Below are 23,571 nucleotides of genomic sequence, written 5' to 3'. Positions count from 1 at the left end.
CGCGGTCGAGGGGGCCTAAAAGTGTCACCGTGGACGGTCCTTGCCCAGTTGTCATTCCGGCCATAGGGAACCCGCACCGGGCGTGCCGCGGCGCCCCAACAGCCCCGCCGGCCAGGGCATTCGCCGCCCCATTGTTCGTACGGGACCCGCGCACCAGCGCGGCCCCCTCGAACACAGCGAGGGGGCCGCGCGGTTGGCGGGAAACAGAGGTTGTCCTGTTGCGGTCTACCGGCCGATGTAGGCGTCGACGACGGCCACCGTCGACGTGTTGCCCTGCTTGTCGGTGACCTCGGCGCGGAAGGAAACGCCCTTGCCGCGGGCCGGGTTCTTCACCTCGGCCCTGCCGTCGACGACCTTCAGCTCGGTCCACGTACGGCCCTTGTCGTAACTGGCGTACGCCGTCAGCGACTTGAGGTTGTCACCCGCCGCGTGGCCCTGGACGGTCACCGGCACGGACTGTTTCACGCCCGCCGGGGCCCGGCTGTCCAGACCCACCTTCGGCGTGAAACGGACGGTGGACACGGGCAGCGCGGTCTCGTCCGTGACGTGCCGGGAGCGGAAGGTCCAGCTGGCGTCGACGCGCGAGGACACCGCGGCCAGCTTCGGGGAGCGGGTCACGGACGCCGTGAGCCGGTACTCCGCGTCCGCCGCCGGGACCTTGAAGGTCTCGGCGCCCGTCACCGCGTCGTTCTTCTCGGCGATCTTCACGCCGTCGCGGAACAGGACGGACTTCTCCTTGGTGTAGAGCGTCCAGCCGGGGTGCCCCTGGCCGTCGGCCACGATCGGAAGGCGGCCGCGCAGCTGGTCGCCCGTGCGGAAGACGCCCATGTCGGCGCCGATGCGCGGGCCGAAGACACCGGTGTTGAACGTCCTGGTGTACGTCTTCCGGGCTCGGAAGGTCTCCGGGGCCATGTCGTAGGCGCCCTCGAGGACCCGGTCACCGGCGGCGTCCTTGTCGCCGTACTGCTCGACGCCGGCGCCCCACTTCACCCCGTCGAGCGCGGACACGTACGACGTCGTCGTGCGCGGCAGCTTCTGCGGCGGCAGGATCGGTGAGATGCCGCCCACCCCCGGCAGATAGCCGGCGAGGGACAGGGCGCCCCACCGGTCGGGCGTCGACGCGCCGGTGCGGACCTTCAGCGTGGCGAAGTCGCCCGCCTTGAGGTGCCTGGTGTAGCCGGTCGCGAGCTTGCGCACCTCGCCGCCGAGCAGCAGGTCGTAGCGCGTGTCCGCGCCCTTGCGCCAGGTCCCGAGCCACTGCTGGCCGAGGCCCGAGGGGACCGCGGGGCCGAGGTGCGCGGTGCGCAGGCTCGTGAAGGCGTTGACGGGCAGCGCGCCCAGCTCGTAGCCCTGGTAGGTGTAACGGGCGTCCATGAACACCAGCTTGGCGTTCCGGTCCGGGACGGTGATGTCGACCGGCTCGGCCTTGCGGGCGTCGAGCGTCACCGTCATCTTCCTGTCGACGGCGAGCTTCGGCCGGACGAGCCAGTCGGTGCCCTTGTCACCGTTGTCCGGGTCGACGTAGACCGCCGTGTCGAGGAGGTAACTCCCCTTGGCGACCCGGGTCGTGGTGGTGCCGGACGGGCTGTGCGGGAAGCGGTTCGTGCCCTTGTCGGGCCCGGTGATCGCCGCGAGGAGCGTGGCGTAGTGCGCCGTCGGCCGCCCGTCGCGGCCGAGCGTCTTCAGGGTCACCTCGTACGACTCGACCTCGCGCTCGACCGCGGCCGCCGTGCGCACGGACTGGCCGTCGCCGGAAGCGATGACGTACGCGGAGTAGAAGCCGTTCACCGCGCCGCCGAGCGTGGTGTCGGTGGTCAGGTCCACGGCCGCCGTCCCGCCCGCCGGGACAGTGATCTTCTCGGCGCCGAGCTTGAAGAACCCGTCCGGTGCCGGATCGCCCTTGGGGTTGGTGGCGGCCACCTTCAGGTCGAGGGTGACGTCCTTGGTGCCGAGGTTCTTGTACGTGACCTTCTTGGTGACCGGCTTGTCGTCGGTGTGCGGCCACAGCTGCTTCTTGTACGACAGGGACACCGGCTCGGCGATCACCGTCTGGCCGATGGCCTTGTCGACGGCGATGCGGCCCGAACCCTGCTGGAACGCGGTGTACGTGCCGCCCTTGGTGGACGCGGTGAGGGCGCCCTTGAGCTCGGCGGACTTCCAGGTGGGGTGCTGCTGCTTGAGCAGGGCGGCGGCGCCTGCGGCGTGCGGGGTCGCCATCGAGGTGCCGGAGATCGTCAGATAGCCCTCGGGGTTCTGGCCGACCTCCTTCTCGATCTGACTGCCGGGCGCCGCGGCCGCGGTGATGTTCACGCCGGGCGCGGTCACGTCGGGCTTGACGGCGCCGTCGCCGATGCGCGGGCCCTGGCTGGAGAACTCGGCCAGCTTGTCGTTGTCGTCCACGGCGCCGACGGTCAGGGCGGCGTCCGCGCTGCCCGGGGAGTCGATGGAGCCGGGCGCGCCGTTGTTGCCCGCCGCGATGGCGAACAGGATGCCCTTCTCGGCGGAGACCTTGTTGACCGCCGCCTCCAGCGGGTCCACGTCAGGCGTGTCGCCGCCGCCCAGGCTGAGGTTGACGACGTCCGCGCCCTGGGACGCGGCCCACTCGATGCCCGCGACGATCTCGGAGTCCTGGCCCCAGCCCTCGTCGCTGAGGACCTTGCCGTTGAGGACCTTCGCGCCGGGGGCGACGCCCTTGAACGTGCCGTTCGACTTGGCGCCCGTACCTACCGCGGTGGAGGCGACGTGAGTGCCGTGCCCGATGCGGTCCTTGGTGTCGGGCGACGGCGTGAAGTTCTTTGCTCCCGCGACCTGGTCCTTCAGGTCGGGGTGGGTGGCGTCGACGCCGGTGTCCAGGACGGCGATCTTGACGCCCTTGCCGTCGTACCCGGCCTCCCACGCCTTCGGAGCGCCGATCTGCTTCACGCTCTTGTCCAGGCTGGCCTTGCGGATGCCGTCCAGCCACACATGGCGCACGCCTGCGGTGGTCCCGCGCGCGTCGGTCAGCGCCCGCCACAGCCGCGCGGCGTCGTCCTTCGGCGTGGTGACGGCCTCCGCGTTCAGGGTCTTCAGGCTCCGGCGGACCGTGGTGCCGCCGGCCGCGCGGACGTCGGCCCGGGCGCCGCGTGCGGCCCCCTCGTAGCCGATGATCAGCTTGAGGCCGCGCGCCTGGGCCTTCCGGTCGGCCTCGGCGCTGAGCTCCGTGACGTCGAACAGGCGCTGGTCGACCTTGCCCTGCGTGATCAGGCGCTGGGCGTCGTAGGGCAGGACCAGCGTGTGTCCCTGGTGGGTGCGGGTGCGCACCGGTATGTGTTCGCGTCCCTTCGCCGGTGCGAATCCGGTGAGCCGCCCCTTGGCGTCGACCTCGACGCGGTCTCCGGTGACGAGGGTGAGGCGGTGCGCGGGCGCGGCCTGCGAGGAGCCATCGGGTCCGGCCGCCGCGGGGGCCGGGCCCGTCGCCGTGCGGTCCTGGCGTTGGTTGGCCGAGGCCGGTCCCGTCATGCCCGCCGCGAGTGCCACGGCCGCCGCTGTCGCGACGCCCGCGGCGCAGGTTCTCCGTAACTGAGGGTGCATGCTTACCCCTTCTTCGTGCACTCGGGGTTCGAGTGCAACGTACATATGAGGAGGGGGAGTTGGGGCGTCGGGTTGCCTGGTCCTGAGAGCAACCGGAGAGGAACCGGAGAGGAACCGGAGAGTGATCCGCGGGGGTGGCCGCCGGGAAGGGAGCCGCTTCTCGCAGCCCCGTCACCGCCCCGTCACCGCCCCGTGCCCCGGCCCCATGCCGCGTTTTCGCCCGGAGTGTGATCGGATGGAGCCCACGGAACTTCACCGAAGGGATTTGGCATCGTGGCTACCACGCGCTCCGCGCACACGGTCTGGGAAGGCAGCCTGACGGAGGGCTCCGGCACCGTCACGTTCGACTCGTCGGGGATCGGCCAGCAGCCCGTGTCCTGGCCGTCCCGCGCCGAGCAGGCGAACGGCAAGACCAGCCCGGAGGAGCTCATCGCCGCCGCGCACTCCAGCTGCTTCTCCATGGCGCTCTCCCACGGCCTCACCGGCGCGGGCAACCCGCCCACCAAGCTGGTCACGTCCGCCGACGTGACCTTCCAGCCGGGCACCGGCATCACCGGCATCCACCTCACCGTCGAGGGCGAGGTGCCCGGGCTCGACGAGGCCGGCTTCCTCGCGGCCGCCGAGAACGCCAAGGCCAACTGCCCGGTCAGCCAGGCCCTGACCGGCACGACGATCACGCTGTCGGCCAAGCTGGCCTGACCGCCCCGCACCACCACGCGAAGCCGCCGCCCGGCACGACCGGTCGGCGGCTTCGCCGTGTCCCCGGAGGGCATCCGTCCTGTCCGCGGCGGGCATTCGCCGTGCCCCCACGGGGCACTCGCGACCCACACACGGCGGCGCACGCGGCATTGACAAGGGGCCGCTCAAGTTTTGTGCTGGAGGCAGCAGGAGCGCCGCGTCGGAAGGGGTTGTTGGAGATGGCACGTGCGGTCGGGATCGATCTCGGGACGACGAACTCCGTTGTCGCCGTCCTGGAAGGCGGTGAGCCCACCGTCATCGCGAACGCGGAGGGCGCCCGCACCACTCCGTCGGTCGTCGCCTTCGCCAAGAGCGGAGACGTGCTCGTCGGCGAGGTCGCCAAGCGGCAGGCGGTCACGAACGTGGAGCGCACCGCCCGCTCCGTCAAACGCCACATGGGCGACCCGGGGTGGCACTTCCCGGAGAGCGGCGCGGTCGACGGCCGCACGTACACGGCGCAGGAGCTGTCCGCGCGCGTCCTGCAGAAGCTCAAGCGCGACGCCGAGTCCTACCTCGGCGAGGACGTCACGGACGCGGTCGTGACCGTCCCCGCGTACTTCGACGACACCCAGCGCCAGGCCACCAAGGAGGCGGGCGAGATCGCGGGCCTGAAGGTGCTGCGGATCATCAACGAGCCGACGGCCGCGGCCCTCGCGTACGGCCTCGACAAGGAGAACGACCAGACGGTGCTCGTCTTCGACCTCGGCGGCGGCACCTTCGACGTGTCGCTCCTGGAGATGGGCGAGGGCGTCATCGAGGTGAAGGCCACCAACGGCGACACCCAGCTCGGCGGCGACGACTGGGACCAGCGGGTCGTCGAGCACCTGGTCACCCAGTTCAGGAACGCCCACGGCATCGACCTCAGCAAGGACAAGATGGCGCTCCAGCGGCTGCGCGAGGGCGCCGAGAAGGCGAAGATCGAGCTGTCCTCGTCCAGCGAGACCGACATCAACCTGCCGTACATCACCGCGTCGGCGCAGGGGCCGCTGCACCTCGCGGAGAAGCTGACCCGCGCCCAGTTCCAGCAGCTCACCGCCGATCTGCTGGACCGCTGCAAGGGCCCCTTCCACCAGGCGGTCAAGGACGCGGGCGTCAAGCTCGCCGCGGTCGACCACGTCATCCTCGTCGGCGGCTCCACCCGCATGCCCGCGGTGACCGAGCTCGTGAAGGAGCTCACCGGCAAGGACCCGCACAAGGGCGTCAACCCCGACGAGGTCGTCTCCGTCGGCGCCACGCTCCAGGCGGGCGTGATCCGCGGCGACGTCAAGGACGTGCTGCTGCTCGACGTGACGCCGCTGTCCCTTGGCATCGAGACCAAGGGCGGCATCATGACCAAGCTCATCGAGCGCAACACGACCATCCCCACGCGCCGTTCGGAGACCTTCTCCACGGCCGAGGACAACCAGCCGTCCGTCGGCATCCAGGTCTTCCAGGGCGAGCGGGAGATCGCCGCGTACAACAAGAAGCTCGGCGTGTTCGACCTCACGGGCCTGCCGCCCGCGCCGCGCGGCGTCCCGAAGATCGAGGTCACCTTCGACATCGACGCCAACGGCATCATGCACGTCTCCGCGAAGGACGAGGCCACCGGGCGCGAGCAGCGCATGACCGTCACCGGCGGCTCCGCGCTGCCCAAGGACGACATCGACCGCATGGTCCGCGACGCCGAGCGGTACGCCGACGAGGACCGCAAGCGCCGCGAGGCCGCCGAGACCCGCAACCAGGCCGAGCAGCTCGTCTACCAGACCGAGCGCTTCCTGAACGACAACGCCGCGCACCTGGACCGCGTCCCCGCCGACACCAAGGCCGAGGTGCAGGCCGCGGTCGCCGAGTTGAAGGCCCTCCTGGAGGGCCCGGACAGCGAGGACACACGCGCCGTCCGCACCGGGGCGGAGAAGCTCGCGGCCGTCAGCCAGAAGCTGGGGCAGGCGATGTACGCGACCTCCGCGCAGGAGAGCGCGCAGGGGACCTCGTCGGAGGGCTCACCGGGCGCGCAGGGCGCACAGGGCGGTGCGGGCCCCGAGGACGCGGTCGTGGACGCGGAGATCGTGGACGACGAGACGGAGGGGAAGAAGGGCGACGGGCCCGCCTGAACAGGGCCTGAACGGCGGCCGGGCCTCCCCCTGGAGGATCCGGAGGCTAGGCCCTCTCCTGAAGGTACTTGACCGTCGCCGGGTCGGCCGGGAGCAGCGTCTCGATGGCCAGCTCGGCGACGGTCACGTCCATCGGCGTGTTGAACGTCGAGATCGACGAGATGAAGGAGAGCACCTGGCCCTCGTGCTCGATCCGCAGCGGCAGCGCGAAGTACGGCACGTTCCCGCTCGCCCGCGCGTCCTCGCCCGGGTCCTCGACCGGGTACGCCGCCACCTCCTCGTACAGCGCCCGCAGCTCCGTCGACCGCTGGAGCGCGATCTGCCGTCCCATCTGGTGCAGCAGATGTCCGCGCCACTCCCGCAGATTGCGGATCTTCGGGGCGAGGCCCTCGGGGTGCAGCACGATCCGCATGGCGTTCAGCGGCGGCTGGAGGACGTGCTCGGGAAGGCCGTCGAGGAGTGTCGCGATGCCGCGGTTCGCCGCGACCACGTGGTACGTCGCGTCGACGACCAGGGCCGGATACGGCTCGTAGCCCCGCAGCAGCTGCTCCAGGCAGCCGCGCAGCGCGTCCATCGACGGGTCGTCGAGCGGTGTCTGCGGGAAGCGCGGGGCGTAGCCTGCGGCGAGCAGCAGCGCGTTGCGCTCCCGTACGGGTATGTCGAGGTGGTCGGCGAGCTTGAGGAGGAACTCCTCGCTCGGTCTGGCGCGGCCCGTCTCGACGAAGCTGATGTGCCGCGCGGAGGAGTCGGCGCGCAGCGCGAGTTCGAGCTGGCTCACGCGCCGCTCCTCGCGCCAGCCGCGCAGGAGCGCGCCCACCTCGGAGGGCGCGGGGGCGTGCCGCTTGCCGCCGGTGGTGTGCCGCTTGCCGGGCGCGTGAGTCGTCATACCGCAGACGGTAATCGAGCGCTCGGCCGAATGCGTGCGCCGCTGGGGCGCCGTCCCGATCGCCTGTGGCACGCTGGCACGACACCCGGGAGCGCCACGGCGAACACCCCTGGCCGCCCCGCCCGGAAGCCGAACCGCATGGGGAAGGAGCGCGGCCATGCCCGAACCGCTGTCGCAGAAGGAGATCGAGGACCGGCTCGCCGAGCTGCCCGGCTGGTCCGCCGCCGACGAGAGGATCACGCGCACCTACCGGCTCGGCTCGCACTTCGCGGCGGCCGCGTTCGTCGTGCACATCGCCCGGACCCAGGAGGACCTCGGCCACCACGCGGACGTGACCCTCGGGTACGACACGGTGTCCCTCGCCGTGAACACGCACAGCGTCGGCGGCAAGGTCACCGGACTCGACTTCGAACTCGCCCGCAGGGTCGAGGAGGTGGCGCCGGGCCACGGCGCGACCTGATGATCGAGCACATGATGCTCGACTACGGCAAGGAAGCCGACCGATACGACGCCTCCCGCGGCGGCGAGCCCCGCGCTGACGCGGCGGCCGCCGCCGTCCTCTCGCTGCTGCCCGGGGCCACCCGCACCCTCCTCGACGTCGGGTGCGGCACCGGCCTGGTCACCCGGCGGTTCGCCGACCGGCCGGGCCTGCGCGTCACGGGCGTCGACGCGACGTACGCCATGGCGCGGATGGCCGCCCGGCGGGTGCCCGGCGCGATCGTGCTCGGCGACAGCCGCCGGCTGCCGTTCCCCGACGCGGAGTTCGACGCGGTGACGGCGGTGTGGCTGCTCCACCTGCTCGCGGACCAGGAGGAGGCGCGGACGGTGGTCGCCGAGTGCGCGCGGGTGCTGCGGCCCGGCGGCGTGCTCGTCACCACCGTCGACAAGGCGGTCTCGCACAACGTCGGCAGCGACATCGACGCCGCGATCGCGGGCCGCCCCATCAGGGCGGCGGTGGACGGCTCGGCGCGCGTGGCGTCGTACGCGGCGGACTGCGGCCTCGTCGCCGCGGGCCGGGCCCGGTTCCGCGGCCACGGGCAGGGCCGCAGCCCGCGCAGCACCGTGGAGGACCTGTACCGCGGCTGGTTCACCAGCATTCCGCCGGACAGCGCGATGGCGCGGGGGTACGCGGAGCGGCTCGCCGAGCTGCCCGACCAGGAAGTGCGGCGCCCGGACCCGGAGTTCAGCCTGCGGGCGTTCCGCAAACCACCGGCCTGACGCGGTCCCGGCCCGGGCAGCCGTTTGCCGAAACCGCAAGCTGAGTGGCCGAATCCGCCGGAAGGGGCGCAGGCTGGGGGCATTCCCGGAGGAAGAGGCGGCGAGGCGGATGACGGCGGACAAGAAGCACGGGCACGGCCACGGAAACGGTCACGGAAACGGACATGGGCACGGGCACGGACATGGGCACGGCCACGGAGGCGCGGAGATCGACTGGGCGGTGATGGCTCCGGTCCTGGAGCAGAACGCCGAGGTCACGGCGCCGCTGTACCGGGACGTCGCCGCCTGGCTCGGGGAGCTGCGCGGCGCCGGTGCCGAGCCGGGCCTGATCGTGGACGCGGGCAGCGGCCCCGGCGTGGTGGCCTGTCTGCTCGCCGAGGAGTTCCCGAAGGCCCAGGTGGTCGCGGCGGACCCGGAGCCTGCCCTCCTGGAGCGCACGACGGCCCGCGCGGAGCGCCTCGGCCTGGCGGACCGCGTCCGCGCGCACCGGGCCGAACTCCCCGCTGGCCTCGGTGAGCTGGCGCCCGCCGACCTGATCTGGGCGTCCCGCTCGGTGCACCACGTCGGCGACCAGGTAGCCGCGCTCACCGCGCTCGCGGACCGGCTCGCGCCGGGCGGCGCGCTCGCCGTCCTCGAAGGCGGCCTGCCGCCGCACAGCCTGCCCCGCGACATCGGCATCGGCCGCCCCGGACTCCAGGCCCGCCTGAACGCGGCCAACGACGCGTGGTTCACGCGGATGCGGGCGGCCCTGCCCGGCGCCAAGGATACGGTGGAGGACTGGCCGGCGATGCTCGCGGCGGCGGGCCTGCGCCACGAGGCGACGCGCTCCTTCCTCCTGGACCTCCCGGCACCCCTGGACGACCGGGCCCGCGCCCACGTCATCGACGTCTTCGAGCGCTACCGGCACCTCGCGGCCCCGCAGGCCCCGCAGGACCCACAGGACCCACAGGACCCGCAGGACTCCGAGGGTCCGGGCGAGCCCCCGCTGTCGGCGGAGGACGGGGCGACCCTCGACCGCCTGCTCGACCCGTCGGACCCGGCGAGCCTGCACCGGCGGTCCGACCTGTACCTGCTCGTGGCGCACACGGTGTACGTGGCGGTCAAGCAGTCCTGACGCGCCTGCCGGGCTCGGACACGACCTAGGACCGCAGGTCGGCGAGGCGGGCGAGGGCGTCCCTCGCCGACTCCCGCTCCTCGTCCGTGAGTCCGATGCCGGCGGCCTCGGCGAGCAGCCGCGCGGCGAGCTCGTCGTCGCCGAGCCGCTGGGCGATGTCGCCGCGCAGCACGAGCAGCCGCACGTGCTGCGCGGGCGTGGGCCGTTCGTCCGTGAGCCCCAGGGCCCGGTCGATCACCTTCGCGGCGCCCGGCAGGTCCTCCTTGGAGTCGACGAAGAGATCGGCGATGTGCAGGGCCCGCGCGAAGGTCTCCTTGGGCGGGGTCCGATGGGACTGGTCCTCGCTGATCTGCTGCCCGATCCGGACGCAGTTCCCGCTCGGATCGGTCACCAGGAACTGCCGCACCCCGTACGACATGTCCTTGAGCGGCCCGATCCGCGGAAGCCCCCGCCGCGGCACCTTCCCGTACGCCGCCTTGAGCCCGGCGCGGAAGGCTTCGTACAGCGCGTCGACGTCGTCCGTGAGGACGTAGCACCCCGAGTACGACTCGGTGGGCTCGTACCCCTTCATCCCGAAGAAGTGCAGCTCCACGGAGCCGCGTTCGACGATGGCGTACGCGTACGGGCTCTTCTGGAGGAACGTCGTCTCGAATCCGAGGGCGGCGTAGAAGTCGACGACGGGCTGGGTGGCTCGGCAAGGGAGCATGGGGATGGTTTTCTCGGCCATGGGAGGCAGCGTAGTCAAACTTGAGTAGTGAGGGCTAGGGGTGATGGCCGGGGAGGGGTCAGCAGTGGCCGGGTCGGGCGTGGAGGGTGATGCGGGCGCCCTTGGCGTATGCGGTCCGGCAGGGCACGAAGTACCGCGCGAGCACGTCCCGTTTCACGGCCTCCTGAGGGCTCGCGTCCACGGGCGCACCGGCCGGATCGGCAACGGCGACGATGCGGGTCCGTGCGCGCATGCGCGCACGCAGGACGTCGGGGCGGACCTCGGTGCCGTACAGCGTGTGGGACGCGGCCGGACCGCGGGCGAGCGCCACGTCGCGCAGGCCGTCGGCGGCCCACGGGTAGGGCAGGGTCCACACCCTGCGCCGCAGCGGCATGTACACCACCGCGTCCCCGGTCCGCCCGGCCTCGTGCAGCGCCCTCGCCGCGGCCGTCGCGTCGTCGACGCGGCTCGGCGGGGTACGCAGCTCCGTCATCGCGGGCAGGTGCGCGCCCAGGGCCACGGCGGCGAGGGCCCCGGCGGCGGCAGGGCCCCACCGCCCGCCGCGCGCCACGAGATCGAGGGCGGCACCGACGAGCAGCGCGAGCCCCGCGACGCAGTACAGGACGTAGCGATCCACGTAGAGGGGTTTGACGGCGCTGATCAGGAGCAGGGCGAGCGTCGGCACGCAGAGCAGGGCGAGCGCGAGGCGCGGCAGTCGGACCGGCTGTGCCGACACCGGTTCGCCGGACGCCGGGGGCGGGGACGCGACGTCGCCGTGCACAAGGAACACGGCGCAGGCGAGCCCGCCCGCGCACATGAGCAGCGCGCCACCGTACGCGCCGACGTCGGTCCCGATCCAGTCCACTTGGGCCGACTGCCGCTGGCTGAACACGGCGAGCGGCGCGACCACCGCGCCCACGGCCGCCGCCCGGGCCGCCCACGCGCGCCGCACGCCCCGCCCCACCGCCACCCCGTGCGCGACAAGCCCGAGCACCGCGAACTCGTGCAGCAGGCACGCCGCGAGCATCAGCGCCGCATACCCCGTCCACGAGCCCCGGCACGGTCCCGCGCCCGCCCGCGCCAGCAGATACGTCGCCCAGACGACGAGCGCGCACACCATCGCGTACGAACGCCCCTCCTGCGCGAAGTGCTGCACCGGAGGCAGCAGCGCGAACACCGTCCCGGCGAACAGCCCGGCACGCGCCCCCGAGAGACGCCGCCCGACGCACGCCACCCCCGCCGCCGCGACCGCCATCGCCACGACGGACGGCAGCCGCAGCACGAGCAGCGGATCGACGCTCCCGAAGAGCGAGCAGACCGCGAACAGGCCGTGCATCACCAGGTAGTAGAGACCGTGCACGGCGTCAGCGGTGCCGAGCGTGCGCCACAGGCCGGAGAGATCGCGGTGCGCCATGTCGTACGTCACTGCCTCGTCGCGCCACATGCTCCCCTCGCGGCGCAGGCCCCACAGGCCGAGGGCGAGGGACAGGACGGCACCCGGCAGCGCGACGGTGACCGCCGCCCGGCGGCCGGGCGCGGGGCGGAGCGGTCCCGCAGGCGGTGCCTTGACGGACGCGCGGGGGCGATGCGTGGTCTCGACGGCGGTGATGGCGGGCTCCCCAGGATGAACCAGCGTGCGCTGGTGGACGGAAAACCCGAGTTCAGCCGCGTGGGGATTGATAGGCAGCCCCGTCCTGGGCCGTCAATCAATTGTTAGCGTGGTCGGCGGCGGGGCCGGTGGGGCTGGTGTGAGGGGGACGGATGGGGCGTCGCGAGAAACCGCTGGAGCCCACCGCGGGGCCGGTGCAGAAGCTCGCGCACGGGCTGCGCAAGCTCCGCGAGGAGGCGGGCGGCCCCACCTACCGAGCCCTCGCCGAACGCGTCCCGTACTCCGCGCCCACGCTCTCCGCCGCCGCGGCGGGAGACCGGCTTCCGACGCTGGCGGTGCTGCGCGCGTACGTGGAGGCGTGCGGGGGTGACGTGCCGGAGTGGGAGCGTCGGTGGTACGAGGCGGTCGCGGCGGACGCCGAACCCGCCGCCGACGAGGGCGAGTCGCCCTACCCCGGCCTGGCCCGCTTCGGCCCGGACGACCGGTCCCGCTTCCACGGCCGCGACGACCTCGTCGACGAACTCCTGGACCTGGTGGGGCGCCGCCGCGTCACCGCGGTGGTGGGCGCGTCCGGCAGCGGGAAGTCGTCGTTGCTGCGGGCGGGGTTGATACCGGCGTTACGGGAGGCCGGGTCAGGGGAGGCCGGGTCAGGGGAGGCCGGGTCAGGGGAGGCCGGGTCAGGGGAGGCGATGGTGCCCGGCGCCGGGCGCGGGGCGCGCAGTGGTCGGGGTGAACCGGGTGCGGGACCCGGCGGACGTGACGCGGGGGCGCGCGGCGGTGGGGGTGCGTCGGGCGGGCGGAGCGCGTCGGCCGTGCGGGCCGACGGGCTCGGGGCGGGCGTGCGGGCCGACGGGCGTGGGCCGGGCGCGGAGGCCGACCGGGGCGAAGCGGGCGCGGGCGCGGGGCTGGAGCGGGGCCCGGGCGCGGGAGGCCGTGGGGCTGGTGGATCCGGTGGATCCGGTGGACCCGGTGGATCCGGCGGACCCGGCGGGGACGGTGACCGGCCGGCCGGGGCGGCGGCACAGGTGGTGCCGCGGCTCGCGGCCATACGGATTCTCACGCCGGGCGACCGCCCGGCCCGCACCCATCGGGCCCTCTTCGAGCCGGGCGACGGCGACGGCGACACCCTCCTCGTCGTCGACCAGTTCGAGGAGATCTTCTCGCTCTGCCACGACCCGGCCGAACGGGAGCGGTTCCTCGGGCAGTTGCTCGCCCCGGCCCGCGACGCCGCGAGCCGCCTGCGCGTCGTCCTCGCCGTGCGCGCCGACTTCTACGGCCGCTGCGCCGAACACGGCCCCCTCGCCGACGTCCTGCGCGACGCGACGCTGCTCGTCGGCCCGATGCCGCCCGCACGGCTCCGCGAGGCCATCGTGCGGCCCGCCGCGGCCGAACGCCTCGTCGTCGAGCGCGCGCTGACCGCCCGCGTGGTCGCCGACGTCGGCGACGAGCCGGGCGGGCTCCCGCTCATGGCACACGCGCTGCGGGAAGTCTGGCGACGGCGCAGCGGCAAGACGCTCACCCTCGCGGCGTACGAGGCGATCGGCGGCGTACGCGGTGCCATCGCGCACACCGCGGAGGACGTGTACGGGCGCTTCAGCACCGCCGAGGCCGACACCGCCCGCGCGGTGCTCCTGCGCATGGTCGCGCCCGGCGACGGCACGCAGGACACCCGGCGCACCGTCGCCCGCGCCGAACTCCCCGACGACTGCGACGACGTGCTGGAACGCCTCGTCACGGCCCGGCTCCTGACCGTCGACGGCGGGCGTGTGGACCTCGCCCACGAGGCGCTCATCAGCGCGTGGCCGCGGCTGCGGGGGTGGGTGGAGGACGGCCGCGAGCGGCTGCGGGCGCAGCGGGACCTCACGGAGGCGGCCGCGGCGTGGGCGGAGCTGGAGCGGGACCCGGGAGCGCTGTACCGGGGGACGCGCCTCACCGCCGCGCGCGAGGCCTTCGCCGACCGCGGTGACCTCACCGTCCTCGAACGGGAGTTCCTGGACGCGGCCGTCGCCGCTCACGACCACGGCGTCCGCACGAGGACCCGCGCCGTCCGCCGCACCCGTGCCCTGCTGTGCGCACTCGCCGTGCTGGTGTGCCTCGCGGCGGTGGCGGGCACGGTGGCCTGGCAGGAGAACCGCGACGGCGAGCGGCGTGCGGCGGAGGCGCAGGCGCGGCGTGTTGTCGGCGTCGCCCGGACGCTGCGGGTCTCGGACCCGCGGACCGCGCTGCGGTTGAGCGTCGCTGCCTGGCGGATCGCGGACCTGCCGGAGACACGGGAGGCGGTGCGGAGCGCGGCGGCGCAGCGGGAGTCGGGAGTCGTCAGTGCCGGCTCGTCCCAGGTGAGCGGCGACGGCCGTGTCCTGACGACACTCGACCGGGACCGCGTCACCCAGTGGGACACCCGGAGCGGACGACGGATCGGGAGTCACCGTACGCCGGGGACCTTCCGGGTCTTCTCCGATGTGAGCCGTGACGGTCGGCTGGCCGTGTATCAGACCAGGCGCGGCTTCGGGGTGTGGGACCTGCGGGCGGGGCGCGCACGGGGGCGGCCCTTCGGGCCGCGGACCTTGCGGGACACGGATGGCCAATTCGGCGCCGACGGGCGGTCCTTCGTCGTCCAGACGCGGCAGCGCGGCCGCCACGTCGTTCAGATCTGGGACATCCGGCGGGACGGGCACCGCCCACGGGCCGCGTGGACCGTCCAGGGCGACAGCCCGTTCGCGCTGCTGAGCCCTGATGGCCGGCTCCTCGCCACCTGCTCCGAGGACCACCTGCGCCTTATGGTCCGCAAGGTCGACGATGGTGGCGTGCTGCCCTTGAAGTGGCCGCGCGCGGCGCAGAAGCAGGCTTGCTCCTCCGCCGACTGGACCTTCACCCCGGACAGCCGGGCCGTCGCCTTCAGCGGCGGGGGCGGCATCCGCACGCGGGAGCTGCCGTCGGGCCGGGAACGACCGCCGATCGACGCGCCCGACAGCCTTGAATCAGCTGTGGACTTCAGCGCGGACGGTGCCTTCGCCGTGACCCTCGATGCTGCCGGAGTCGCCCTGTGGCGCACCGCGGACCCGGAAGCGCCGCTGATGCGGTACGACGTGGAGGAGGGTGCGGCCGCCGAGGTCTCCCTCGACGTGGCGGACGGTGTGATCCGCTACACGGTGGATGACGGTGTGGTGCGCAGCCTCGACAGCCGCGCCGAGCTCGCGCGGGGGCGCCTGAACCGGCCGCTCGGCGCGGCGGAGTTCAGCCCGGACGGCCGCACCATGGCGGTCACCCGACGCCGGGGCGGCACAGGGGAGGTGCAGCTGCGCGACGCGCGGGACGGCCGATTCCTCGCCACCCTGCCGGGGCGCGTGTGCGAAGGGTGCGGTGACCCTCCCCTCGCGTTCTCCCCGACGGGGGAGACGCTGGCGTACGCGCTCGACGAGACGACCGACGGGGCAGGAGGGACGGCCGTGCGGCAGTGGAGCGTCGACCGGCGGCGCCAGAGGTCCCGCACCGTCATCCCCTCCTACGTCGAGAGCCTCGTGGTGCCGTCCGACAGCGGCCCCGTCGTCACCTCAGGAGGGCCGTCCGGCACACGGGACAACGACGACCGGGGCATCGACGTGTGGAAGGTCGGCGAGCACATCCGAACCCGGCAGCTGCGCCGGTCGCCAGGTATTTTCATGAGCACCCTGAGTCCTGACGGCCGTACGGTCCTCACCGACAGCGGCAGGCTGATCGACGTCAGGACGGGACGGTCGGCACCCGCCCTGCGCGGTGAGGGCACCGCCCGGGCCGTGGCCTTCAGCCCCGACGGGCGCTATCTCGCCGTGGCCGACCGCAGCGGCAGGCTCACGCTCTGGAACGCGCGGGGCACGCACCCGCTCGGCATGCTCGACCCCGGCTCCGACCGCACCGCCGAGGACGCCCCGGTCCTCGCCTTCTCCCCGGACGGCCGCCACCTCGCCCTGGGCAGCGAGGACGGCTCCGTCCGCCTGTGGGAGACCGGGACCCCCCGCCTCACCGGCGCCGTGTACCCAGGAGGCGATGGACCCGTCCTCGCGCTCGGCTTCGCCGGGGACGAACTGCGGGTCGCGACCCCGCGAGCCCCCGTGCGGAGGCTGTCCCTGTCGCCGGAACGCGCCGCCGACACCGCGTGCGGACGCGCCCGGGGCGGACTCACCCGCGCCGAGTGGCGCACCTATCTGCCCGCGCTCGCGTATCGGTCGACGTGTTGAGGGGAAGGGACAGAGCACCGTCGACCTAGGGGGCGCTGAATGGCCAGCGAGTTGATGCGGTGGGAGTCCGAGGACGGGCCCGTCGTCGTGGAGGTGGACTCCCGGGATCCGGGGTTCAGGTCCGTGCGGCGCAGGGACGGGGGCGGGGAGATCCACGACGTGGAGGGGCGGTTCGAGGCCGCGCTCGGGAACGTGCGCGGCGCCGCCGTGTCCGCGCTGAGCACGTTCCGCGACAAGGCTCTCAACCCTGATGAGATATCACTGGAGTTCGGGGTCAAGCTCAGCGCGGCCGCGGGGGCCGTGATCGCGAAGACGGCCGCCGAAGGGCATCTGACGGTGAAGTTGCGATGGGCGCGCGGAGGGGGCGTGCAGGGCGAATAATGTCGGCCATGCACGAGTGGCGTGCGCGGATCGGCAGGGAGGACGGCTACGTCCTGGGGGCGGGCTTCCTCGTCGACGCGACGCGCCTGATCACCTGCGCCCACGTCGTCGAGGGCGTGACCGAGGTGCACGTGACCCTGCCCGGCGTGCGGGACGCGCTGCCCGGCACGGTGGCCTGGCGCGGCGGCTGGCGCGAGCAGGGGGACGCCGGTGACGTCGCCGTCGTCGAGCTGGCGGACGCGGTCGACGTCACGCCGTGCGGATTCGCGCCGGGCGCCGTGGCCCTCGGCCGCGCCGGCCGCGCCGCCTCGTACGAGCTGCGCGCCCTCGGCTTCCCCGACGGCCACGAGGCGCACGGCACCTACGCCACCCTCCGCACCAGCGACGACCGCACCCTCGGCGCGGAGTGGCAGGAGGTCGACGTCGAGGAGGCCCATCTGCGGCGCCTGGACGAGGGGTTCAGCGGCTCCGCGGCGTACGACCCGGCGACGGGGCGCGTCGTCGGCATGGTCACCGACGCCGTACTGGACGGCGAGCAGGCCGGATACATCGGCCGCATCATGCCGCTGCGCACCATCCGCCGCCACTGGGAGGACCTCGACGACCTCCTCGACCTCGACTGGCTCCCGAACCCGCAGCCGCGCCGTGAACTGCGGGCCCTGCTGGCGGGCGTCGAGCCGGTCGTCGCCCTGGAGCTCGTCGTCCGGCGGGCCTTCCCGGCCTTCCGCCGCCCGCTGCCGCCGTTCGCCTCGGTCTGGGCCGCCGTGCGCTACGTCGGCGAGAACATGTCCGGCGAGAACCGCCTCCTGCGGCTGCTCACGGCGCTCAGATCCGGTGTGCCGGACGGCAGTTGGGCGCGCGTCGAGCAGTGGCTGCGGCGGTGGGAGCCCGGCTACGAGGCGCCGGGGGCGCCCGGCGCCGCGGACGCCGGGTCCGGTCCGGTGGGCTCCGTCATGGTGCGGCTCGAACCCCTCACGCGCGGCGCGAGCCTCGACCTGACCGTGTGCGCGGTCGTCGACGGCGTGCCGGTCAGCCGCAAGGAGCGGCAGCGCATCCGCCGCGACCAGGTGCGGGCGAAGGTCGAGGCGGCCCTCGCCGAGCAGGTCGGCCAGGTGAACGACTCCGACTGGATGGTGGAGTTCGTGGTGCCCGACGGCCTGATGAACCAGCCCTTCGAGGAGTGGGAGATCCGCGAGCCGGGCGCCCCGCGACCCCGCCCCCTGCGCACGGTGCCCGTGGTGGTGCGGCACGTCGAACGCCTCAAGCCGCTGTGGGCGACCCGCCTGACCCGGCGGCGCTGGCAGACCGTGCGGGCCCGCGGCGAGACCCGCCCCGAGGGCTTCGACTGCACACTCCCGTACACCTACCAGGAGTTCTACGACCTGCTCGAAGCCGACGACGACCTGTGCGCCCTCGCGTACGCGGCGACGCCGGGCCCCGACTGGCTGTCCGCCGCGCTGGACACCGGCGTGCCCATCATGCTGTGGCGGCGCTACGACTGCGGGGGCGGCGCCCACGACGCGTGCGCGGCCGACAAGTTCCTCGACGCGCTCGTGGGGGTGCTCCACGCCCTCGACCCCGACCGGCTGCCCGTCGAGATCATGCGGCTCCGCAAGGAGGCGCGCTCCCCGAGCAGGGGCCACGCCGACCACTGCGGACACCGCCTCACCCTGTTCTGGGACGACCCGGAGCGCGACCCCGACCCGCCGCTCGCCATGCGAGGTGCATGAGAGGTGCCCGAGATGGCCCCACCCGGACCCGCCGCCGACGCGACCGCCGCCGAGGGCGCGACCTGGCATGTGTACCTGGGCGACCGCGACCCGCACGACGGGATCGCCACGCTGCCCCCGCCCCCGCCCTGGCGGGACTTCACCGGCGGCCCCGTCCTGCCCCCGCCCGCCCCCGACCTCGCCCACGAGCACGCGGCGGCCAGCTACCGGCCGAGCGCCGCCGCCGTACGCCAGGTCAACGCCGCCCTCTACCTGCGCCGCCCGCTCCTGGTCACCGGCGCCCCCGGCACCGGCAAGTCCACGCTCGCCCACGCCGTCGCCCGCGAGCTCGGCCTCGGCAAGGTGCTGCACTGGCCCATCACCAGCCGGGTGACGCTGCGGGACGGCCTGTACGAGTACGACCCGCTGACGCGCCTGTACGCCGCCGAGCGGGCGCGGCGCGAACACGCCGACGGCTCGCCGGGCCCCGACGGCTCCCCGGGCTCCGACCGTTCCCAGGGCCCCGGCGACGACATCGGCGACTACCTCCGCCTCGGCCCCCTCGGCACCGCGCTGCTGCCGTACGAGCACCCTCGGGTCCTCCTGATCGACGAGATCGACAAGAGTGACATCGACCTGCCCAACGACCTCCTCACCATCTTCGAGAAGGGCTCGTACGAACTGGTCGAGCTGGCCCGGCGCGCGGAGCCCACCGCCAAGGTCATGACCGCCGACAGCACCACCGACCGCGTCGAGATCCGTCAGGGCACCGTGACCTGCCGCGCCTTCCCGCTGGTCGTCATGACCAGCAACGGCGAGCGGGAGTTCCCGCCCGCGTTCCTGCGCCGCTGCGTCACCGTCGACCTGAAGCAGCCCACGAGCACCGCCGAGCTGACGGCGATCGTCCGTGCGCATCTCAGCGGGGTCGTCGGGGGCGGGGACGGGGAGCTCCCCGACGGCGCGCGGGACGTCGTCCAGCGCTTCTTCGAGCGGCGCGGCGGCGGGCTGCTCGCCAACGACCAGCTGCTCAACGCCATTTACATGTGCCACCACGCCGCGCTGCGCGAGCCGCCCGTCGACATCCTGGCCCTCGCCGACCAGGTGATGCCCTTCCTCAGCGGTGAGGCGCGCACCGATGACGATTGACCGCCTCCGGGACACCCTGAACGCCCTCGGGCCGCCGGTCACTCCGCTGGAGCTCGCGGAGATGCTGTGGCTCGCGGAACGGTTGCCGCGTGGCCCCGGTGAGGAGGACCCGCCGCGTGGCACGAGCCCGGCTGCCTCGTTCCCCGGCGTCGGAACGCAGCGGGCGGGCATGTCCGTGCCGCTGGGAACGGCTGTCGAAGGGAACCAGGCCGGGGCCCTCACGCCGCGTACCGCAGGCCCAAAAGAGGCTCCCGAGCCCGCACCCGCCCCGGCCGCCCGCCCCCTCCACATTCCGCGCGGCACCGGGCTCCCCGGCACCGACGCCGCCGAACTCCTCGTCCCCGCGCCGCGCACCCTGCGCGACGAACTGGCCGTCCAGCGCGCCCTGCGCCCCCTCAAGCGCCGCGTCCCCGACCCCCGCCGCCGCACCCTCGACGAGGACGCCACCGCCACCCGCGCGGCGTCCCGGCGCGGACCGCACCCGTGGGCGCCGGTCATGGTGCCGGTCACCGACCGCTGGCTGAGCCTCGCCCTGGTCGTCGACACCGGGCCCGCGATGGCGGTGTGGCGGCCGCTGGTGCGCGAGCTGCGGGACGCGATGCAGCGGACCGGGGCGTTCCGGGACGTGCGGGTCTGGCATCTGACGGACACCGGCTCGTCGGACACCGGCTCGACGGACGCCGACCCGGCAGGCGCCGGTGTGCCCAATCGGCATCCCCAGCCCAGGAGTTCACGTCTCGGCATCCGCTCGTCCCCGCACAGCCCCCTCCTGCCCCCGGATGCCCTGACCGACCCGACGGGCCGTCAGGTGACGCTCGTCCTCGGCGACTGCTCGGGCCCGCACTGGTGGGCGGGGCTCGCCGGGCCCGTCCTGCACGCCTGGGCGAAGCGCGGCCCCACCGCCGTCCTCCAGCCCCTGCCCGAGCGCCTGTGGCGCCGCACCGCCGCGCCCGCCGTCCCCGGCGCGGCCATCGCGTCCCGCGCGGGCGCCCCCAACACGGCGCTCCGCTTCACCCCGCACGACGGCCGCGCCCCCCGCCCCGCCGACGCCGCCCCCGTCCCCGTCCTGGAACTCGCGCCCGACTGGCTCGCCGACTGGGTGGGCCTCGTCACCGCGTCGGGCGACCACCACCGCGACACGGCCGTCACCTACGTGTCGCCGCGCGTGCTCGCGCACCCCGAACCCCTCACCATCGAGGGCGATCTGCCCGTCGCCGACCGCGTGCTCCGCTTCCAGTCGGCCGCCTCGCCCACGGCCGCCGACCTCGCCGCGCACGTCGCCCTCTCGGTGCCCGCACTGCCGGTGATGCGCCTCATCCAGCGCTGCGTCACCCCGCACTCCCGGCCGAGCGACCTCGCGGAGGTCCTGCTCAGCGGCCTCCTGGAACCCGTCGACGCCCAGCGGGACCTGTACGACTTCGTGCCGGGGGCCCGCGGCGCCCTCCTGGAGACCCTGCCGCGCCCCGAGTCCCTCGCCGTCGCCGAGACGCTGACCCGCATCGGCGATGAGATCCAGCGCCACGAGGGCGCGGCGGCCCACGCCTTCCGTGCCGTCGTACCCGTCGAAGCGGGCACGGGGACGCGGAAGCTGGGCGACGCGGGCCGGCCCTTCGCGCTCGTGAGCGAGGAGGCCCTCGGGGTGCTGCGGGGGGTGGCGATCGAGGTGTCGGAGACACCGAGGCCGACCGTGCGCATCTCGGACGGCGGACAACTGGTGGCCGGGGACCACGACTTGGTGGTCGGGGACCGCGACATCGTGGTCACGGCCGCGTCCGAGGTACGGGCGCACACGGTGGGGCCGTCCGCGCCCACGGCCCTCACCCCGCCCGATCTGGTGCCGCCGCCAGCGGCGCTGCGGAGCTTCCCCAGGGCGCGGCTCTTCGTCGGGCGTGAGCGCCGGCTCCACGAGCTGGAGCTCGCGCTGGACGCGGACGAGCTGGGCTCGCCGCTCGTGGTGCTCGGCATGCCCGGGGTGGGGAAGTCGGCGCTCGTCGGGGCGTGGGCGGCGAGCCACTACGCGGCGTACGCGCCCCTGTGGTGGCTGAAGGCGGACTCGCCGGAGTCCCCGGAGCTGGGGCTCGCGGACCTCGCCGTCGCGCTCCACCCACCCCTCAGGGGCGACGAGTTCCGCGACCTGCGCCGCGAGTGGATCCTCCAGTGGCTCGCCGCGCACCAGGACTGGCTCCTGATCCTCGACGACGTGCGGGACCCGGCCCACGTGGGGGAGCTGCTCGCCCGCACGGGCGCCGGTGGCCGCTTCCTCATCACCAGCCGCCGCCGCACCGGCTGGCACACCCTGGCCCGGACCCAGACCCTCGACGTGCTCGAACGCCCGGAAGCGGTCGACCTGTTCCAGCGGATCGTCGGCGAGAGCACGGCGGCCGACGACACGGACCGGCTGTGCGGGGAGCTCGGCTGCCTCCCGCTCGCGGTGGAGCAGGCGGCCGCGTACTGCGCGCAGGCGTATGTCTCGCCCGGGGACTACGCGACCATGCTGGAGAACGACCCGGCCGTGCTGTACACGAGCGAAGTCGGCGGGGCGAGCGTGGCCCGCGTCCTGAGCGATGCCCTGGCCGACCTCGACGATCCGCTGGCGGTCAGGATCCTGCTGGTCCTCGCCTGGTACGCCCCCGACGGCATCCCGCGCACCCTGCCGCTGTCCCTCGGCGGCTACTCCGAGGTGACCGCGTCCCTGGGCAGGCTCGCGTCCCGCAGCCTCATCACTCTGGACGCCGATACCGTCTCAGTGCACCCCGTGCTGCAGGCCGTGGCCCGCGTAGCGGGTGAGTTCCCCGAGGGCGGGGCCGCGCGCTTCACCGCGTACTCCTGCCTGGTCGAAGCGCTGCCCGGCGACCCCGCCGACGACCCCGACACCTGGCCCGGCCTGCGGGCGCTGCTGCCGCACATCGACGCGTATCTCGCCCGCTCCGGACCGCAGGGCGACGACTCCGACGTGCTCCTGCTCGAGAGGGCGGGCGAATTCGTCCTGACCCAGGGGCAGTTCCGCCAGGCCGTCGGCCGGCTGGACCAGGCCCTGGCCGTGCGCCGGCGCGTGTCGGGCCCCAGGGACCCCAAGTCCTTCCGGGCGGCGGCGCGACTGGCCGACGCCTACGGGGAGATGGGCGACGTCGAAGCGGCACGCCGTCTCTACGAGGAGACGCTCGCCGGAGTGGACCCGGACCCGGGCGCGGACCACGACGAGGCGCTTCCGCTGTTCCTGGGCCTGGTGGCCGTGCTGCTCGAACAGGGGCGGTGGGACGAGGCGATCGCGCTGTGCGAGCGGACGCTGGCCGCCTACGCCGCCGAACTGGGGGAGGACGACCCCGACACGCTGAGGGTGCGGGCGGCATTCGCCCAGGCGTACTGGAGGGTGGGCGACCGCGAGCGCGCCATGCCCGCGTTCGAGCGCACCCTGAAGCGCTGCCGTCACGTGCTCGGCCCCGACCACCCGGACACCCTGGCCATCCAGAAGCTCGTGGCCGCGGCCCGGGCGGAGCAGGGCGACGCGGCCCAGGCCATGCTCCTGCAGCAGGCGCTGGTCGAGGGCTGCACCCGGACTTTCGGGCCCGACCACCCCCGTACCTTCGACGCACAGGACGACCTGGCCCGGATGTACGGCCTCACGGACGCCACGGCGGACCGCGTGGTGCCGATGTACGAGCGCACGCTGGCCGGGCGCATGGCCAAGCTGGGCTACGACCACCCCGACACCCTGCGCTCCCGCGCCCGGCTCGCCCGCGCCTACCGCGACGAGGGCGACCTCGACCGGGCCGAACCCCTGCTGCGGGAGGCCCTCGCCGACAGCGAGCGGGTCCTCGGCCCCGGGCATCCGGAGACCTGTGCGCTGATGGACGACCTGGCCGGTGTGCGCCTGCGGGCGGGGGACCCGGAGCGAGCGGTCCCCCTGTACGAGCAGGCCCTGGAAGCCCGCGCGGCCCTGTCCGGGGACGACGCCCTCGACACCCACCGGGCCAGGAGGAACCTCGCGATTGCCCTGACGGTCGCGGGCACTCTGTCGCCCGCGTTCGGCCTCCTGACCGTGGCCCTCGCCGGGCTCACCAAGGCCCTGGGCCGCGACCACCCGGAAACCCGGTCCGTACAAAAGGAGCTGGCCCGCCTGCGCCACTCCGAAGGGGAGGGCGCAGGCGGGCCGTGAACCGCCTGAGGCCGCGGGGGCCGAGCGTACGGTG

The 23,571-nt window shown here is 74.0% G+C and carries 14 protein-coding genes; 10 read left to right on the top strand and 4 right to left on the bottom strand.

Features of this window, described 5'->3' with window-relative positions:
- Positions 1 to 225: 225 nt before the first annotated feature.
- Complete coding sequence (locus ACFWZ5_RS07690) at positions 226 to 3,570, bottom strand: S8 family serine peptidase (protein WP_384890525.1); 3,345 nt, start codon at positions 3,568 to 3,570, stop codon at positions 226 to 228.
- 273 nt (positions 3,571 to 3,843) lie between these two features.
- On the opposite strand from ACFWZ5_RS07690, the gene ACFWZ5_RS07685 reads away from it, so the two are divergent.
- Entirely contained in the window at positions 3,844 to 4,269 is a 426-nt protein-coding gene (locus ACFWZ5_RS07685; RefSeq protein ID WP_384802177.1) for an OsmC family protein, read from the top strand.
- Positions 4,270 to 4,487: 218 nt separating this feature from the next.
- The gene (gene dnaK, locus ACFWZ5_RS07680; RefSeq protein ID WP_384802180.1) at positions 4,488 to 6,398 is read left to right on the top strand and encodes a molecular chaperone DnaK; all 1,911 of its coding nucleotides are present in this window, start codon (positions 4,488 to 4,490) and stop codon (positions 6,396 to 6,398) included.
- 46 nt (positions 6,399 to 6,444) lie between these two features.
- Here the strand turns inward: dnaK and ACFWZ5_RS07675 are convergent, their stop codons facing one another.
- Positions 6,445 to 7,284, bottom strand: coding sequence for a helix-turn-helix domain-containing protein (locus ACFWZ5_RS07675; protein WP_384802183.1), 840 nt, complete (start codon positions 7,282 to 7,284; stop codon positions 6,445 to 6,447).
- A gap of 157 nt (positions 7,285 to 7,441) precedes the next feature.
- Here ACFWZ5_RS07675 and ACFWZ5_RS07670 point away from each other — a divergent pair, with 157 nt between their 5' ends.
- The 3 genes from ACFWZ5_RS07670 (at position 7,442) to ACFWZ5_RS07660 (ending at position 9,616) form a co-directional block, all read left to right on the top strand.
- Entirely contained in the window at positions 7,442 to 7,744 is a 303-nt protein-coding gene (locus ACFWZ5_RS07670) for a 4a-hydroxytetrahydrobiopterin dehydratase (RefSeq protein ID WP_384802186.1), read from the top strand.
- Between the two features lie 14 nt (positions 7,745 to 7,758).
- Positions 7,759 to 8,502: a class I SAM-dependent methyltransferase gene (locus ACFWZ5_RS07665; protein WP_384890531.1), complete on the top strand. Its 744-nt coding sequence runs from the start codon at positions 7,759 to 7,761 to the stop codon at positions 8,500 to 8,502.
- Positions 8,503 to 8,611: 109 nt separating this feature from the next.
- On the top strand, positions 8,612 to 9,616 hold the full coding sequence (locus ACFWZ5_RS07660; RefSeq protein ID WP_384793247.1) for a class I SAM-dependent methyltransferase: 1,005 nt from the start codon (positions 8,612 to 8,614) through the stop codon (positions 9,614 to 9,616).
- A 25-nt stretch (positions 9,617 to 9,641) separates the two neighbouring features.
- Here the strand turns inward: ACFWZ5_RS07660 and ACFWZ5_RS07655 are convergent, their stop codons facing one another.
- Positions 9,642 to 10,343, bottom strand: a complete 702-nt coding sequence (locus tag ACFWZ5_RS07655; protein WP_384793250.1) for a bleomycin resistance protein — start codon at positions 10,341 to 10,343, stop codon at positions 9,642 to 9,644.
- Between the two features lie 58 nt (positions 10,344 to 10,401).
- Positions 10,402 to 11,766 (bottom strand): hypothetical protein, encoded by a 1,365-nt coding sequence (locus tag ACFWZ5_RS07650; RefSeq protein WP_384793254.1) that lies wholly within the window; start codon positions 11,764 to 11,766, stop codon positions 10,402 to 10,404.
- A gap of 317 nt (positions 11,767 to 12,083) precedes the next feature.
- Between ACFWZ5_RS07650 and ACFWZ5_RS07645 the strand changes: the two genes are divergently transcribed.
- The 5 genes from ACFWZ5_RS07645 to ACFWZ5_RS07625 are packed head-to-tail and all read left to right on the top strand — an operon-like array spanning position 12,084 to position 23,537.
- Positions 12,084 to 16,145 carry a hypothetical protein gene (locus ACFWZ5_RS07645; protein ID WP_384793257.1) on the top strand — a complete coding sequence of 1,354 codons (4,062 nt, stop codon included), beginning with the start codon at positions 12,084 to 12,086 and terminating at the stop codon, positions 16,143 to 16,145.
- A gap of 39 nt (positions 16,146 to 16,184) precedes the next feature.
- Positions 16,185 to 16,526: a CU044_2847 family protein gene (locus tag ACFWZ5_RS07640; RefSeq protein WP_384793260.1), complete on the top strand. Its 342-nt coding sequence runs from the start codon at positions 16,185 to 16,187 to the stop codon at positions 16,524 to 16,526.
- A gap of 8 nt (positions 16,527 to 16,534) precedes the next feature.
- On the top strand, positions 16,535 to 18,256 hold the full coding sequence (locus tag ACFWZ5_RS07635; RefSeq protein WP_384793263.1) for a trypsin-like peptidase domain-containing protein: 1,722 nt from the start codon (positions 16,535 to 16,537) through the stop codon (positions 18,254 to 18,256).
- A gap of 12 nt (positions 18,257 to 18,268) precedes the next feature.
- Positions 18,269 to 19,381: an AAA family ATPase gene (locus tag ACFWZ5_RS07630; protein WP_384793266.1), complete on the top strand. Its 1,113-nt coding sequence runs from the start codon at positions 18,269 to 18,271 to the stop codon at positions 19,379 to 19,381.
- Positions 19,371 to 23,537 carry a tetratricopeptide repeat protein gene (locus tag ACFWZ5_RS07625; protein ID WP_384890523.1) on the top strand — a complete coding sequence of 1,389 codons (4,167 nt, stop codon included), beginning with the start codon at positions 19,371 to 19,373 and terminating at the stop codon, positions 23,535 to 23,537. Before ACFWZ5_RS07630 ends, ACFWZ5_RS07625 begins: the two co-directional genes overlap by 11 nt.
- The last annotated feature ends 34 nt before the right edge of the window (positions 23,538 to 23,571 follow it).

It is taken from the genome of Streptomyces sp. NPDC059003 (genome assembly GCF_042740445.1).
Classification (GTDB): domain Bacteria; phylum Actinomycetota; class Actinomycetes; order Streptomycetales; family Streptomycetaceae; genus Streptomyces.
The sequence above is the reverse complement of the archived record's forward strand: the minus strand, read 5'-3'. Positions and strand labels throughout refer to the sequence as shown.